Raw genomic sequence first — 13,620 nt, 5'->3', positions numbered from 1 at the left:
AGTTAAGTGCAACGCTAAGCAAGAGACTCGGTTGTTGGAAGGTGGACGATGCAGACCAAGGTTACATCCCTGAATACCCGTGGAGTGCTCCGCATTGGCGGCGAAGACGCCCTGCATTTCCTCAACAATCTGGTGACCTGCGACATAGAGAAGGTCAGCGCTGAAAGGGCAACCTTTGGCGCACTGTTGACCCCTCAGGGGAAAATCCTCTGGGACTTCTTTATTCATACCGCGCCTGAACACAGCTTCTATCTGGAAGCACCGAAAGATGAACTGGCAGCTTTGCAAAAGCGGCTGACGTTCTACAAGCTCCGCGCCAAGGTTACCATCGACGATGTAAGCGAAACTGTATTTGTAGCTGCTAGCTGGGACGGGCCATTGCCAGAGGGTTTCGTGCCAGACCCTCGCCTGAACTCCCTTGGTGGGCGAGCGGTTCTCCCGGTCGCAACGACATTGCCACTAGAGAAAACTGTGCTGTCTACACCACAAGCTTGGCATCAACACCGGTTATCCCTTGGAGTGCCCGAAAGCATGGCTGATTTCGCCCTCGGCGACACCTTCCCCCATGATGCAGACATGGACAGTCTCAACGGTGTTGCTTTTGAAAAGGGCTGCTATGTCGGTCAGGAAGTTGTTTCCCGCATGAAGCACCGCGGCACTGCTCGAAAGCGGATTGTTGTGGTTCAAGGCACATCTAGTCTTCCTGAGTCTGGAACTGAGGTGACTGCTTCGGGTAAGGTCCTCGGCGTAATGGGAAGCTCGGAAGGCGACCACGGCCTTGCGCTGCTGCGTCTTGATCGCGTTAAGCAGGCGATTGACGCCGGAGAGCCCATTCTGGCCGGAGATGTGGCACTTGAGGTCACCATTCCGGACTGGGCCGGGTTCGACTGGCCTTCCTGATAGAAACAGCTTGATACCGCAGGAGTTCCAATGCCAGCCGACCGCCCTGATCTTCCGCCACGCGCGTGGCAACGAATGCTCTCGGGCCGACGTTTAAACTTATTGGACCCTTCTCCCTTTGACATCGAGCTTTCCGACATTGCCCATGGCTTGGCACGCGTAGCGCGCTGGAACGGTCAAACCATCGGAGAGCACGCGTTTTCCGTGGCGCAGCATTGCGTAATCGTTGAAGAGATCGCCATGATGCTCAAGCCGGATCTGGCGGCCAAGTGGCGCCTTGCAACACTTCTGCACGACGCGCCTGAGTATGTGATTGGTGATATGATCTCGCCCTTCAAGACTGTCATGGGGGGCAACTACAAGCATGTTGAAGAACGCCTTCACGAAGCAGTGCATGTCAGCTTCGGGCTCCCAGCCCATCTGCCTCTCTATGTCACAAAGCTGGCCAAAAAGGCCGACATCATTTGCGCCTATCATGAGGCCATCGTGCTGGCAGGGTTTGAGGAAAAAGAAGCACAGAAGATCTTCGGCAAACCAAGAGGCCTCACCCAAGAGCAGCTTGCCCGTGTACGCTCCAGCATGAACCCTCTAACCACTTCTCAGGCACAAGAGCAGTTTCTGGAGCGGTTCGAACAGATCAACACGGAAGTTCACCTGGCCAGCCAGAACATCAGCATCATCAAGGAACGCGGAGTGTCCTGATGCTCCACGTTTGCCCTCTCTCCCAACTTGAGACTGTGGCAAGTGCCCATCCGTTCTCTGCATTGATCAGCTTGATGTCGCCCAGCATGGTGTTTGAAGTCCCCGGTTCGGCGGCTCGACTTCCCCATCTGACCCTGCGCTTCAATGACATTCCAGAGGAGCGCGAAGGCTATGTTGCCCCAGCGCCTCAGCATGTGGTGGAGCTGCTCCGATTTGCACAGACCCATATCACAAAGGGGCCAGTTCTGGTTCACTGCTGGGCAGGGATCAGCCGATCCACAGCAGCGGCCTACCTTATCGCCTGCGCTCGAAACGAGCCTGGGCAGGAAGCCCACTTGGCAGACAGGTTGCGTACACTTGCACCAAGTGCCACTCCGAACCCACTTCTCGTGAAGTATGCAGATCAGCTGCTTGAACGTGACGGCCGAATGATTGATGCTATTGCTCGCATAGGTCGGGGGGCCGACGCCTACGAAGGCACTCCGTTTTGCTATCCGGTCCAGCTTGCACCTTGAAGAGAGGAACCCAATGAGCCCATCAGGCGTGATGATCGAGATTGACCTCAACGCCGTGATTGTGTCCGTTGATCAGTCAACGCCTTACGTGCTCACCGTTCCTCATGCCTCACGCCAAGGTGAACAGGGTCTTCCTTATGGACCGTTCGACCCGCTCCAGCACCGCACCTTTGAAATCGGCCTGCGATCTTTTGTCGAGATGCAGACAGCGCTTAAACTGGGCCACGTTGAACAGCTTTACACGTTTGGGGACAGGGGCCGGCACATGGTCAGCCCGGAAGCAAAGCCCCATGTGGTGTCCGTTGGTTACCTTGCCTTGACCCGCCAAACGCCCGAGTCCGATGAGATCCTGGCGGCTCAAGGCGCAAAGTGGCGGTCATGGTATGACTTCTTTCCATGGGAAGACTGGCGGCAGGGCAAACCTGCGCTTCTTGAGGAAGCCATGTTCCCGCTGCTGCGAGATTATTGTGACCAGCCTCATGGCCCAGACATGCCTTCTGGCACCATCAGCCACCGGGATCGCTTTCAGCTGAGTTTTGGCGCAGGCTCCGGTGTCTGGGATGAAGAGCGGGCTCTGGATCGCTACGAGATGCTCTATGGTGCTGGCCTTACCTACGAAGCCCGCAGGGATGGGCGCCCTGAAGCAAAGCACTGCGATGAGATCCCCCCATTCGGGGAAAGCATGACATTTGACCACCGGCGCATTTTGGCAACCGCCCTGTCTCGCCTGCGCGCAAAGCTGAAGTACCGCCCGGTGGTTTTCGAGTTGATGCCGCCAGAGTTCACCCTGACGGATTTGCAGCGCACTGTTGAGGCCATTTCCGGCCAGCATCTGCACAAACAGAACTTCCGGCGACTCGTTGAAGGAGCCCATCTCGTTGAGCCAACCGGGCGACTCTCTACCGCAACCGGGGGTAGACCCGCCGCACTCTACCAGTTCAGAAGAGATATACTCACCGAGCGCCCAACGCTCGGCTTGCGCGTCGGCAGACACTGAACCGGCTTTCGATCAAACGCTCTATGCTCCTCATAATTAACCCTGTTTGCGTGAAACAGCAGTGCCCTTTGACGGCATTCTGCGGTTTTTCAGCGCTTTAACACCTTATCAAGGTTAATGGGCGAATATTTCCTAGCCTGCAAGGAAATGAGTTCGGGTGCCGCGTGAGTTTTTTGGCGTCCGGCGCAAGACAGTCCGCTGTCTTACTGCGCGAATTTGTTGGAGTTTAATGCGTATGTCGGGCCCAATACATTCAAAGCGTGCGCGCAAGCGTAGCACGTGGAAAAAGGGACTAGCTGTCTCTACGCTCACGGCATTGGTTTACTGTGGTTCCACGCTCCCGGTTGCACAGCAGGATGTGCTGGAGCTGGTGATGGCAGTGGAGCAGCAAACCCCGCGCTGGATGCGCGCCATTGAAACAGCCAATCATGCCACGCTTGTTGAACCGACGCTCATTGGCTCTGCCAACACGGCAACACATGCCGCCGACTATGTGCTGAACTCACCAGCATCCAGTGGCACCGGCACACACCTTCCCGAACTCGCTTCAGTCCTTGCAAACGATGGCACCCACGATCCCTCACAGGGGCCGCGCGTCAACCGTTCCGCAAAAGGCGATCGTGGCTTCGCCATGGCGCCCGCTCGCCAGCCGCTGCAGGGCAGCGCCGGTTCCATCTTCGCTCTATCCAGTCTCCTGACCGGAGCTGCACGCGACACCTTACCCCAGGTCGCGTTTGTCTCGCCCGAGCACCTTCCAGCAAACGCCTCTTCAACCATGATGGCGAAAAACACGCGCGATGGACAACCGCTCGATCTGACCGAGATGGCCATTGCCCGCAACAGCGCGGCGGCAAGCTTGTCTCTGGCATCAGCCTACGCCCCTTCTTCCACAGAGGCGCTTCGTGCGCCCTTTGATGCGCTTTTGGGTGGCACTGCTTCTGTTGCCGGCAAAACCCAGTTGTCAGAGCAAGAACTTCAGGAACTAGCCAAGACCAACCCACACTGGTGGTACAAGGCCCCGCTTCCTGAAAGTGTTCATAGCTCCAAGGAAAAGCTCTGCCTTGCTGAAGCCATTTACTTTGAGGCGCGCGGCGAGCCATACAAGGGTCAAGAGGCTGTCGCTCAAGTGGTCTTGAACCGTGTAAAGAACCCGGCCTATCCGAACACCATCTGCAAGGTGGTCTATCAGAACCGGCATATGCGCAACGCTTGTCAGTTCTCGTTTGCCTGCGATGGCATTCCAGAGCGGGTTCAAAAAGGCCGCGCCTGGACCCAGTCTCAGGAGATTGCCGAAAAGGCAGTAGACGGGGAAGTGAACCTGAGCGAAGTGGATGCCTCCACCCACTATCATGCGACTTATGTGCGCCCTCGCTGGGCTGGCACCATGAAGAAGCTGAACCGTATCGGCAAGCACATCTTCTATAAGACCTATGGCGGCGGCTGGAGTTAATCCAGCCGCTCGGCTTTGGCGAAGCTCCTAGAGCTCAGAGTAGTCCACGATCAGACGACCGCGCACCTTCCCCTTGAGGATGTCCGCTGCTTTTTCCGGCACCTCAGAAAGCTTGATCTTGGAAGACAACGCGTCCAGCTTGGATAGTTCCAGATCTTCCACAAGACGGCGGTATGCCTCTTGGCGGCGTTCAATTGGCGCCATGACTGAATCAACGCCCAACAAAGACACACCGCGCAGAATGAACGGCATCACCGTTGCGGGAAGATCCATCCCTTGAGCCAGACCACAGGCCGCAACTGCACCGCCATAGTTGGTGCGCGCCAGAAGATTGGCCAGCGTGTGACTGCCTGCAACGTCGATCGCAGCGGCCCAGCTTTCCTTGCCAAACGGGCGGCCCGGCTCAGAAAGTTCAGCACGGTCCATAACTTCAGAGGCACCAAGCCCCTTTAGAAAATCAGCTTCTTCCAGACGACCGGTGGAAGCGATTACCGTATAGCCAAGCTTGGCCAAGATGCTGACAGCCACAGAGCCCACGCCGCCTGCTGCCCCAGAAACGGCAACTGGTCCCATGTTCGGCTTTATGCCATAGTCCTCCAGAGCCATTACGCAGAGCATCGCCGTGTAACCTGCAGTGCCAATTGCCGCGGCACGTTCAGCAGAAAGACCTTCCGGACGCTTGATCAGCCACTCGCTTTTAAGACGGGCATACTTTGCATAGGCACCAGTGTGAACTTCACCAACGCCAAAGCCATTCATGATGACCTGATCACCTTCCTTGAAGCGATCGCTCTCGCTGGTGACGACTTCGCCGATAACATCAATACCCGGGACCATTGGGAACTTGCGCAGCACACCTGGATTACCGGCAAACGCCAAACCGTCCTTGTAGTTGACGGTAGAATTTACAACACGCACGACGGTGTCACCTGCGGACAGATCATCAATCGTGATATCGCGCCATTCAGCAGCATTCGGCTTCTTGGCGTCTTCTTCCTTCGTGATCCAGAAGGCTTTGAATTGTTCCATGGGATTTAAGCTCCAGCTTACGTTTTGTGGACGGGAGGCTCGCAGAGGTCATAGCTTGACGCAAGACCGTACACTTACCAGTGTTCAACAGTCCGCCATTCCCACGGAACTTTAGGGTAGCAGAACAACCGAAACAGCGCCGTCCCCTTCTCAAAAAACAATTCCAACACCGCCCGCTTCTCCATCGATTTGCCGCTGCCATGAGCCATTTAGGGCTCTAGGAAAAAAGGAGCAGGCACAATTAAAGAAAAAAGTTCCGACACAAACCCGCAGCATTGCCTCAGCATTTCAGCAACTTAGGAAAAATCGAGAGACAAATGGAATTTTATTTCCATGCAGATGCAATATGAGGCTTGGCAAGTAGGAATACCTGCGTATATGTTATAGTCAAATTGAGCATAAGGATGGCGGCCGGGCCGCATTTTTTAGTGACCACCTTATACTCAAATTGAGCATATGTCAGAGTTACCGGTTAGATCCCTAAGGAACAGCGTATGACAATCTCTGCAAACGCGGCACGTATCGACGACCAGATGCAGGAACACAAGCTTACCGCGCTTGAGAAATTCGGCCCTGTGGCCCGCCCTTCCCTTGAGTACACCGCGGAAGTGGCACGTGAGACCGCGCCAATCTATGAGAAGGTCAAGGACTTCATTCCTGAGATCGAATGGGCGGCCCTTGCGCCACTGGTGCATGCTATCAACAAACTCAAGAAAGAGCGCAACGCCGTCATTCTGGCGCACAATTACATGACGCCGGACATCTTCCACGGTGTTGCCGACATCGTTGGAGATAGCTTGCAGCTTGCCAAGGAAGCCGCCAAGACCGAGGCTGAGGTGATTGTTCAGTGCGGCGTGCACTTCATGGCTGAGACCTCCAAGATCTTGAGCCCCGAAAAGACCGTACTCATCCCGGATATGGATGCCGGGTGCTCTCTGGCAGAATCCATTACCGGTGCAGACGTGCGCCGCCTTCGTGAGGCCAATCCGGGTGTGCCGATCATCACCTACGTGAACACCTCGGCAGACGTAAAGGCCGAGTGCGACATCTGCTGCACCTCTTCCAATGCTGTGCAAGTGGTTGAAGCGATGGGCACCGACAAGGTGTTTCTGGTGCCTGATCAATATTTGGCTGCCAACGTTGCTCGAAAGACCGATGTGGAAGTTCTGACATGGGCAGGCTCTTGTGAAGTTCATGAGCAGTTCACAGCTGAAGAACTGCGTGAATACCGCGAGATCGATCCGGACGTGAAGATCATTGCCCACCCAGAGTGCCCACCAGAAGTGGTTGATGAGGCAGACTTTGCAGGATCCACCGCACACATGATTGACTGGGTTAAGGATAACCGGCCGGAAAAGGTGATGATGATCACCGAGTGCTCCATGGCGGACAATGTGGCAAGCGCTACACCGGACGTGAAGTATATTCGGCCTTGTAACCTTTGTCCTCACATGAAGCGGATCACGCTCGCAAAGATCCTCGATACGCTGGTGGACATGAGTGGAGAGGTTGAGGTTGACGAAGAGATTGCGGCACGGGCGCGCGTATCCGTTGAACGCATGATCAATCTCAAGAACTAGATTCCTCTGGTATAAAGTGCTAAGCCGCCGGTCATAAAACTGGCGGCTTCATCCGTTCCGGGTGGCCGTCCACGCCTTACCCCACTTTAACTCGACAGTTGAACAGCTATGACACAGATTGCCTCCTTTCTCGCGCCAAACCTATCGTTGAACGGCGTTGACGATGTCGTGATTCTGGGAGGCGGCCTTGCGGGGCTGTTTTGCGCGTTGAAATTGGCGCCGCGGCCGGTCACCATTGTGACAAATGCGCCCATTGGGGGCGGTGCCTCGTCAGCTTGGGCTCAAGGGGGGATTGCCGCAGCTGTTGCTGAAGGCGACACCGCCGAAGAGCACGCCCGCGACACCATTGCGGCAGGCGATGGCATTTGTGAGCGCTCCATTGTTCAGGGCATGACCGCTGAAGCCGCGGACCGCATTCACGACCTGCTCTCCTATGGCGTGCCTTTCGACAAGGATCTGGCTGGCAAGCTGGAACTCTCCCGCGAGGCCGCGCATACAGCAAGCCGTGTGGTGCGCGTGCGCGGCGACATGGCAGGCAAATCCATCATGGAATCCCTGCTGGCGGCCGCACGAAATACGCCGTCCATTCGAGTGATTGAAGGCTACATCGGCAGTGAACTCCTCACGGAAGGCCGTTATGTGGTGGGCATTACCGCCCGTCGTCGCGGTGGCACGCAGCGGATCACCATTCCCGCTCGCGCTGTGGTTCTGGCGTCCGGTGGCATCGGTCACCTTTATGACGTAACCACCAACCCGCGCGAGGCCAATGGCCACGGCCTGGCTATGGCGGCTCTTTCCGGCGCGTATGTGGCTGATGCGGAGTTTGTCCAGTTCCACCCAACCGCGCTCAACGTTGATCTGGACCCTGCGCCGCTTGCCAGCGAAGCCTTGCGCGGTGAAGGCGCGCGCCTGATCAACGCAGATGGCAATCGCATCATGGAGGGCGTCCATCCGGATATGGAGCTTGCACCACGTGATGTGGTGGCTCGTGCCATCCACCGGGAGCTGATGAAGGGTGGCAAGGCTTTTATGGACTGCCGTGAAGCCATCGGCGCTTCCTTCCCCGAGCACTTCCCTACCGTTTATGAGGCATGCAAGTCTGCTGGCCTCGACCCTGTCACACAGCCGATCCCGGTTTGCCCGGCAGCGCATTATCACATGGGCGGCGTCATGGCAGATGCCTCAGGCCGCACTTCCGTTGATGGTCTTTGGGCTGCAGGTGAAGTGGCTGGAACGGGTGCGCATGGCGCAAACCGGCTCGCCTCCAACTCCCTGCTGGAAGCTGTTGTGTTTGCAGCACGCATTGCGGAGGACATTCAAGGATTGATGCCGCATCCGCGCGTGCGCCATTGGGCTGAGATTGATGACCGCGAGGATCAGGCTTCCAAACGCAATCCTCAGGAACGCGCCGTAGTCGCTCTTGTGCGCCGCGTAATGGCTCAGCATGTGGGCGTTGAACGAAATGCAGAAGGTCTGCAGACGGCGCTTGCGTTGATCAGCAAGGCAGAAGAGCGCTGCCACCGCAGCTCCATCCGCAACATGGTGGTTGCCGCAAAGATTATCGCCGGCTCCGCTCTCATGCGTGAAGAAAGCCGCGGCGGTCACTACCGTTCTGACTTCCCTGAGAAATCCGCGCAGTGGGCACACCGCTCCTACGTCAAATACAGCCAAATTCAAGCCTTGGCCGCTGATGCGCTGGAAAGCGACGTGGGCCGCGCTGCTGTCAGAGAGGAACACACCCTATGACTTCGCCCTTGCCAGAGCTTCCACGCCTTATCGTTGATGAGGCAGTCAAAGCGGCCCTTCTTGAAGACTTTGGCCGCGCAGGCGACATTACCAGCCAGGCCACAATTCCAGAAGATGCTTGGGCCAAGGCGTCACTCGTGTCACGCCAACACGGCGTTCTGGCAGGCATTGACCTGATGATCAGTGCGTTCTGCCAGAGTGATCCAGAGTTCCTGCTGGAGATCCATGAAGATGATGGCAACCATATTGAACCCGGCAGCGTTGTTGCGACAATTGAGGGCCCTGCCCGCGCCTTGCTTTCCGCCGAGCGTGTGGCTTTGAACTTTTTGGGTCATCTTTCCGGCATTGCAACCGCAACCAATCTGTTTGCGCGCAAGATCGAGCATACCAAGTGCAAGGTCGTGTGTACCCGCAAGACAACGCCAGGATTGCGGGCTTTCGAAAAGTATGCGGTGCGGTGCGGTGGGGGGGCCAACCACCGCTTCGGACTGGATGACGCCATTTTAATCAAGGACAACCACATCGCTGTTGCAGGTGATGTCGTAACCGCGATTTCCCGCGCCCGTGATTTCGCAGGTCACCTTGTTCGCATTGAGGTGGAAGTGGATACGCTCGATCAGATGCGTGATGCACTCACTGCAAAGCCTGACGTGATCATGCTGGACAACATGGGGCCAGAGCTGCTTGCTGAGGCGGTTGAGATCAACCAAGGTCAAGCCATTCTGGAGGCTTCCGGCGGCATCAACCTAGACAGTGTTCAAGCGATCGCAGAAAGCGGCGTTGACCTGGTCTCGACTGGCTGGATCACCCACTCTGCCCCTGTTCTTGACCTCGGCCTCGACATCAAGATCGGGTAGCACCCAAATGAACATAGGCCAAAGAACTAATACGCGATTGATTTAATTATTTTTTTGCTCTCTTCACTTAACCCAAAACTACCGGAGGTTGGGTTAAGATGTTTTTGCAAGCAGTTTTTGAGTCTATCGAGAACACCAATTTGGCCACTGATCGCGGCGGAGGGGATAACCCAAAGCCAAGGCTGGGTGATGAACGTATAAATTTTCTGCTGGATCCAATACTCAATGCGGTCCGCGTTTCAGAACTCGACACCAGCACAAGCTGGCAAGATACTGCGAAGAACAGGAATTCGTTTCTGGGCAACAGTGAGTTAAAGCCGCTCAGAATTGACCTTTTTTCAGGGTTCGATGGGGCGACTGCAATAGAGGTCCGGTTTTATACAAAGAGTTTGGAAGCGTCGAAGGCAGATGGAGAGCCAGCAAACTCTGGACGCATTGCTGCCTATCTTCAAACATTTGACGACAAACATTTCCCGATTGAAGAAGTCCGAAGATCAGCCTCGAAGGCATTGAGAGGCACCAATTCTCTACAAGCCCATGACTTTAAAAAACTCACAGAGAACTTTTTGGGCGTGTCCAACGGCCGGGACACCGCAGTTGTTTTCAATGACAACTTTGACACCCACAAAGGCATCGAAAAGGTTGGATCTCGTTTAAGGCGGCTTGCAATCATCCATGCTCTGGCGCTGACCTATCGATCGTGCCTAGATGATTTCATAGTAGAGCAAACAGAAACGGTCCTACGAGTACGCAATAATGAATGCTCATACGACGTCCTCTATGAGCTGAGAGAGCGGATCGCTACATTTACGGCAGCGTATGCTTTTGTTTCCCCTTTAAAAAATAGTGGGCATGTAGAGCTCAACGCTTACTGGAACCTCATTAGTGACAGCCTCCGGATCGAGCAACGGATCAGGGAACTGAATGAACAGTCCGAAGCGATTTACCAAATTATCCGCGATAAAAACATGCGACAACAACAGCTAGAACGCGAGCAAGAGGTTATCCGCCAAGCTTGTGCTTCTGCAAAACAAGAAGCTTTTCACCGAAAAGCAACATACTTCGGGTTAGCACTAGCGTTGACCAGTCTACTTGCAATCGTTTTCGAACCGCCACTTGAATACTCAAACCTTCTGAACTATTCACTTCAAAACCCAATAACACGCGGTTCCATTTTCACAGCGGCACCGAAGCCAGATGATCCTTTGCCCCTGCAGAAGCCACTAAGCGAGCGCTGAAGAACAGGATGCTTCCCCAGAGGCTGATCAAGTCAAAGCCTCTGGTCGGATAAATTGCCGCTACGCAACATATCTATATTCCCCTCATATCGACTTTAGTATAAACCGCAATCAACTCTGAAGTCATATGGGGCATAACTCATGCGCAGCATTCAAAAAGCGCCGGACACTCTCACTGTGCAATCCTTGCAATCACTTGGCCGCAGCATTCGGCAGATCCGCAAGGCGCAACATCTCACCCTGGAAGATCTGGCGGAGCAGATGGGGACTTACCCCTTGCTGTTGAGCCGTCTTGAGGCCGGGGATGCGCGGGTTCCTGTGGGAACCTTGATTACTGCGCTGCAATATCTGGGAATCAGCAATCTTCTCGCTGAGGAAGATACTGCGAACTGCGCCTGAGGTATTGTGCGCACCGCATTCTGAAAAGCCACTTCTGACTGCGCGGTATGGCGCAGCGAAGCTTCACCGAATTTTCCAGAATCTCAGCTTGCTTTATGCAGTCACAAACATGCAGACATCAGGGAGGATAACTCATGCGCGCCATCAAACATCTACCGTGCATCCTTACGGTGCAAACACTCAAGACGCTTGGTCAGGGCATCAGGGACATTCGTGAGGAAGCGGGCCTTTCTCTCGATGCTTTTGCTAAGCAACTCATGGTGACCCCCGCGCTGGTGAAACGCCTTGAAGCAGGCGATGCCAATGTGCCAGTGGGAACGCTGGCCTCCGCTTTGCAGGCCCTTGGTGTGGAGATCTCGCTTTCGGCCAAAGCAGATGCGGGTGCTGCCTGATCACAGCGGATCACTTCATCGCTGCCAACGAAAAAGCCCCCGCTCCAAGCGAGGGCTTTTCTTGTTAGATCAAAGGCCAATGCCCGCCTGATCACATGTTCGGATAGTTCGGCCCGCCAGTTCCCTCGGGAACTGTCCAGGTGATGTTGCCGTTCGGATCCTTGATGTCACAGGTCTTGCAATGAACGCAGTTCTGAGCGTTGATCTGGAAGCGCGGCGCGTCTTCACCCTCTTCAACCCATTCGTAAACACCTGCCGGGCAATACCGGTTTGACGGACCTGCATACACATCATGCTCGGAGAGCTTCTGCAGAGCTTCATCCCGCAGTTTCAGATGGATCGGCTGGTCCTCCTCGTGGTTCGTGTTCGACAAGAACACAGAGGACAACTTGTCAAAGCTGATCTTTCCGTCGGGCTTTGGATACTCGATTTTCTTGCAATCCTTGGCAGGTTTCAGGCTCTGTGCATCTGTCTTGCCATGGGACATGGTGCCGAACAAGGAGAAGCCCATCAGTTCGTTGGTCCACATGTCGAGGCCGGAAAGCGCCATGCCGAACACGGTACCGAACTTGGACAGGAGCGGCTTCACGTTGCGAACCTTCTTCAGGTCCTGACCGATTTCGCTTTCGCGCCAAGCGGTATCGAACGAGGTAAGCTCCTCTTGCGCTTCACCCTTATTCACGGAGGCAAAAACAGTTTCCCCCGCCAAAATGCCGGAGAGCATGGCGTTGTGAGAGCCCTTGATGCGGGGAACATTTACAAAGCCTGCGGAGCATCCAATGAGAAGGCCGCCCGGGAAAGACAGCTTCGGCACGGACTGATATCCCCCTTCGGAGATGGCGCGGGCGCCGTAGGAAATGCGCTTCCCGCCTTCGAAAACATCGCGAATGGCCGGGTGGGTCTTGAAGCGCTGGAACTCCTCAAACGGGGACATGTAGGGATTCTGGTAGTTCAGGTGCACCACGAAACCCACGGCGACCTGATTGTCTTCCAGATGATAAAGGAACGAGCCGCCCCCGGTCTTGTTGTCCAGCGGCCAGCCCAAGCTGTGCTGCACAAGACCCTGGTTGTGCTTCTTCGGATCGATCTCCCAAAGTTCCTTGATACCGATGCCAAACTTCGGATGGTCGCTGTCGCGGTCCAGATCAAACTTCTCGATGAGCTGCTTGGCAAGAGAACCGCGAACCCCTTCACCAATGAGCACATACTTGCCGAGAAGCGCCATTCCGCGCATGTATGCGTCCTTCGGCGTGCCATCGCGCGCAACACCCATGTCGCCAGTCGCGACACCGATGACCTTGCCTTCTTCGTTGTAGAGCACCTCTGCAGCGGCAAAACCCGGATAGATTTCGACGCCCATTGCCTCGGCCTTCTCGGCGAGCCAGCGGCATACGTTTCCAAGGGACACGATGTAGTTGCCGTGGTTGTTCATGAGCTTGGGCATCAGGAAGTTCGGAATGCGAACGCTGCCTGCAGGCCCCAAAGCAAGGAAGTGGTCAGCCTTAACTTCCGTCTTGATGGGCGCACTATCATCTTTGCGCCAATCGGGGAGAAGTTTATCAAGGCCAATCGGGTCAATAACCGCGCCGGAGAGAATGTGCGCGCCAACTTCGGAGCCCTTCTCCAGAACGACAACGCTGATATCCTCGCCCTTTTCCTGAGCAAGCTGCTTAATCCGGATCGCGGCAGAAAGGCCAGCAGGGCCTGCGCCAACGATCACAACATCAAATTCCATCGATTCGCGTTCTGGCAGTGCGTCCGCCATTATCAACTCCCTCTGGGCCGCCTAATGCCCTTAGTTTCGACTGCTATAGT

At 55.4% G+C, this 13,620-nt stretch carries 13 protein-coding genes; 11 read left to right on the top strand and 2 right to left on the bottom strand.

The window, feature by feature from the left end; all coding sequences use genetic code 11:
• The first annotated feature begins 48 nt into the window (after nt 1-48).
• The 5 genes from ygfZ to Q3Y58_RS05925 all read left to right on the top strand — a co-directional run bounded on the left by ygfZ (nt 49) and on the right by Q3Y58_RS05925 (nt 4,564).
• A complete protein-coding gene (gene ygfZ / locus Q3Y58_RS05945; RefSeq protein WP_319621469.1) occupies nt 49-900 on the top strand; it encodes a CAF17-like 4Fe-4S cluster assembly/insertion protein YgfZ in 852 nt (283 codons plus the stop codon).
• Nucleotides 901-930: 30 nt separating this feature from the next.
• The gene (locus tag Q3Y58_RS05940; RefSeq protein WP_319621468.1) at nt 931-1,602 is read left to right on the top strand and encodes an HD family hydrolase; all 672 of its coding nucleotides are present in this window, start codon (nt 931-933) and stop codon (nt 1,600-1,602) included.
• A complete protein-coding gene (locus Q3Y58_RS05935; RefSeq protein ID WP_319621467.1) occupies nt 1,602-2,117 on the top strand; it encodes a tyrosine phosphatase family protein in 516 nt (171 codons plus the stop codon). Before Q3Y58_RS05940 ends, Q3Y58_RS05935 begins: the two co-directional genes overlap by 1 nt.
• Nucleotides 2,118-2,130: 13 nt before the next feature.
• Entirely contained in the window at nt 2,131-3,114 is a 984-nt protein-coding gene (locus Q3Y58_RS05930; protein ID WP_319621466.1) for an NUDIX hydrolase, read from the top strand.
• A 235-nt stretch (nt 3,115-3,349) separates the two neighbouring features.
• A complete protein-coding gene (locus Q3Y58_RS05925; RefSeq protein ID WP_319621465.1) occupies nt 3,350-4,564 on the top strand; it encodes a cell wall hydrolase in 1,215 nt (404 codons plus the stop codon).
• A gap of 27 nt (nt 4,565-4,591) precedes the next feature.
• On the opposite strand, the gene acuI is transcribed toward Q3Y58_RS05925, so the two are convergent.
• On the bottom strand, nt 4,592-5,593 hold the full coding sequence (gene acuI / locus Q3Y58_RS05920; RefSeq protein ID WP_319621464.1) for an acrylyl-CoA reductase (NADPH): 1,002 nt from the start codon (nt 5,591-5,593) through the stop codon (nt 4,592-4,594).
• A 533-nt stretch (nt 5,594-6,126) separates the two neighbouring features.
• On the opposite strand from acuI, the gene nadA reads away from it, so the two are divergent.
• The 6 genes from nadA (at nt 6,127) to Q3Y58_RS05890 (ending at nt 11,805) form a co-directional block, all read left to right on the top strand.
• Nucleotides 6,127-7,173 (top strand): quinolinate synthase NadA, encoded by a 1,047-nt coding sequence (nadA, locus tag Q3Y58_RS05915; RefSeq protein ID WP_413697792.1) that lies wholly within the window; start codon nt 6,127-6,129, stop codon nt 7,171-7,173.
• A 108-nt stretch (nt 7,174-7,281) separates the two neighbouring features.
• Entirely contained in the window at nt 7,282-8,919 is a 1,638-nt protein-coding gene (locus Q3Y58_RS05910; RefSeq protein WP_319621462.1) for an L-aspartate oxidase, read from the top strand.
• Nucleotides 8,916-9,776, top strand: coding sequence for a carboxylating nicotinate-nucleotide diphosphorylase (gene nadC / locus Q3Y58_RS05905; RefSeq protein ID WP_319621460.1), 861 nt, complete (start codon nt 8,916-8,918; stop codon nt 9,774-9,776). The genes Q3Y58_RS05910 and nadC overlap by 4 nt, the downstream gene beginning before the upstream one ends.
• A 98-nt stretch (nt 9,777-9,874) precedes the next feature.
• On the top strand, nt 9,875-11,014 hold the full coding sequence (locus Q3Y58_RS05900) for a hypothetical protein (protein ID WP_319621459.1): 1,140 nt from the start codon (nt 9,875-9,877) through the stop codon (nt 11,012-11,014).
• A 141-nt stretch (nt 11,015-11,155) separates the two neighbouring features.
• Nucleotides 11,156-11,413, top strand: coding sequence for a helix-turn-helix domain-containing protein (locus Q3Y58_RS05895; RefSeq protein ID WP_319621458.1), 258 nt, complete (start codon nt 11,156-11,158; stop codon nt 11,411-11,413).
• 134 nt (nt 11,414-11,547) lie between these two features.
• On the top strand, nt 11,548-11,805 hold the full coding sequence (locus Q3Y58_RS05890) for a helix-turn-helix domain-containing protein (RefSeq protein WP_319621457.1): 258 nt from the start codon (nt 11,548-11,550) through the stop codon (nt 11,803-11,805).
• Nucleotides 11,806-11,896: 91 nt separating this feature from the next.
• Here Q3Y58_RS05890 and Q3Y58_RS05885 read toward each other — a convergent pair whose 3' ends face one another.
• Nucleotides 11,897-13,570 (bottom strand): electron transfer flavoprotein-ubiquinone oxidoreductase, encoded by a 1,674-nt coding sequence (locus tag Q3Y58_RS05885; RefSeq protein WP_413697787.1) that lies wholly within the window; start codon nt 13,568-13,570, stop codon nt 11,897-11,899.
• Between the last annotated feature and the right edge of the window lie 50 nt (nt 13,571-13,620).

The sequence above is a fragment of the Nesiotobacter zosterae genome (genome assembly GCF_033843645.1).
Classification (GTDB): Bacteria; Pseudomonadota; Alphaproteobacteria; order Rhizobiales; family Stappiaceae; genus Pseudovibrio; species Pseudovibrio zosterae.
Note: the sequence above shows the minus strand (reverse complement) of the source record. Positions and strands in the feature narration are given on the sequence as shown.

Coding starts and splice junctions, on each gene's coding strand:
- Q3Y58_RS05885 (WP_413697787.1), bottom strand. CDS start 13,570: ATGGCGGACGCACTGCCAGAACGCGAATCGATGGAATTTGATGTTGTG.
- Q3Y58_RS05940 (WP_319621468.1), top strand. CDS start 931: ATGCCAGCCGACCGCCCTGATCTTCCGCCACGCGCGTGGCAACGAATG.
- Q3Y58_RS05900 (WP_319621459.1), top strand. CDS start 9,875: ATGTTTTTGCAAGCAGTTTTTGAGTCTATCGAGAACACCAATTTGGCC.
- Q3Y58_RS05925 (WP_319621465.1), top strand. CDS start 3,350: ATGTCGGGCCCAATACATTCAAAGCGTGCGCGCAAGCGTAGCACGTGG.
- Q3Y58_RS05895 (WP_319621458.1), top strand. CDS start 11,156: ATGCGCAGCATTCAAAAAGCGCCGGACACTCTCACTGTGCAATCCTTG.
- Q3Y58_RS05910 (WP_319621462.1), top strand. CDS start 7,282: ATGACACAGATTGCCTCCTTTCTCGCGCCAAACCTATCGTTGAACGGC.
- nadC (WP_319621460.1), top strand. CDS start 8,916: ATGACTTCGCCCTTGCCAGAGCTTCCACGCCTTATCGTTGATGAGGCA.
- Q3Y58_RS05930 (WP_319621466.1), top strand. CDS start 2,131: ATGAGCCCATCAGGCGTGATGATCGAGATTGACCTCAACGCCGTGATT.
- Q3Y58_RS05935 (WP_319621467.1), top strand. CDS start 1,602: ATGCTCCACGTTTGCCCTCTCTCCCAACTTGAGACTGTGGCAAGTGCC.
- ygfZ (WP_319621469.1), top strand. CDS start 49: ATGCAGACCAAGGTTACATCCCTGAATACCCGTGGAGTGCTCCGCATT.
- Q3Y58_RS05890 (WP_319621457.1), top strand. CDS start 11,548: ATGCGCGCCATCAAACATCTACCGTGCATCCTTACGGTGCAAACACTC.
- nadA (WP_413697792.1), top strand. CDS start 6,127: ATGCAGGAACACAAGCTTACCGCGCTTGAGAAATTCGGCCCTGTGGCC.
- acuI (WP_319621464.1), bottom strand. CDS start 5,593: ATGGAACAATTCAAAGCCTTCTGGATCACGAAGGAAGAAGACGCCAAG.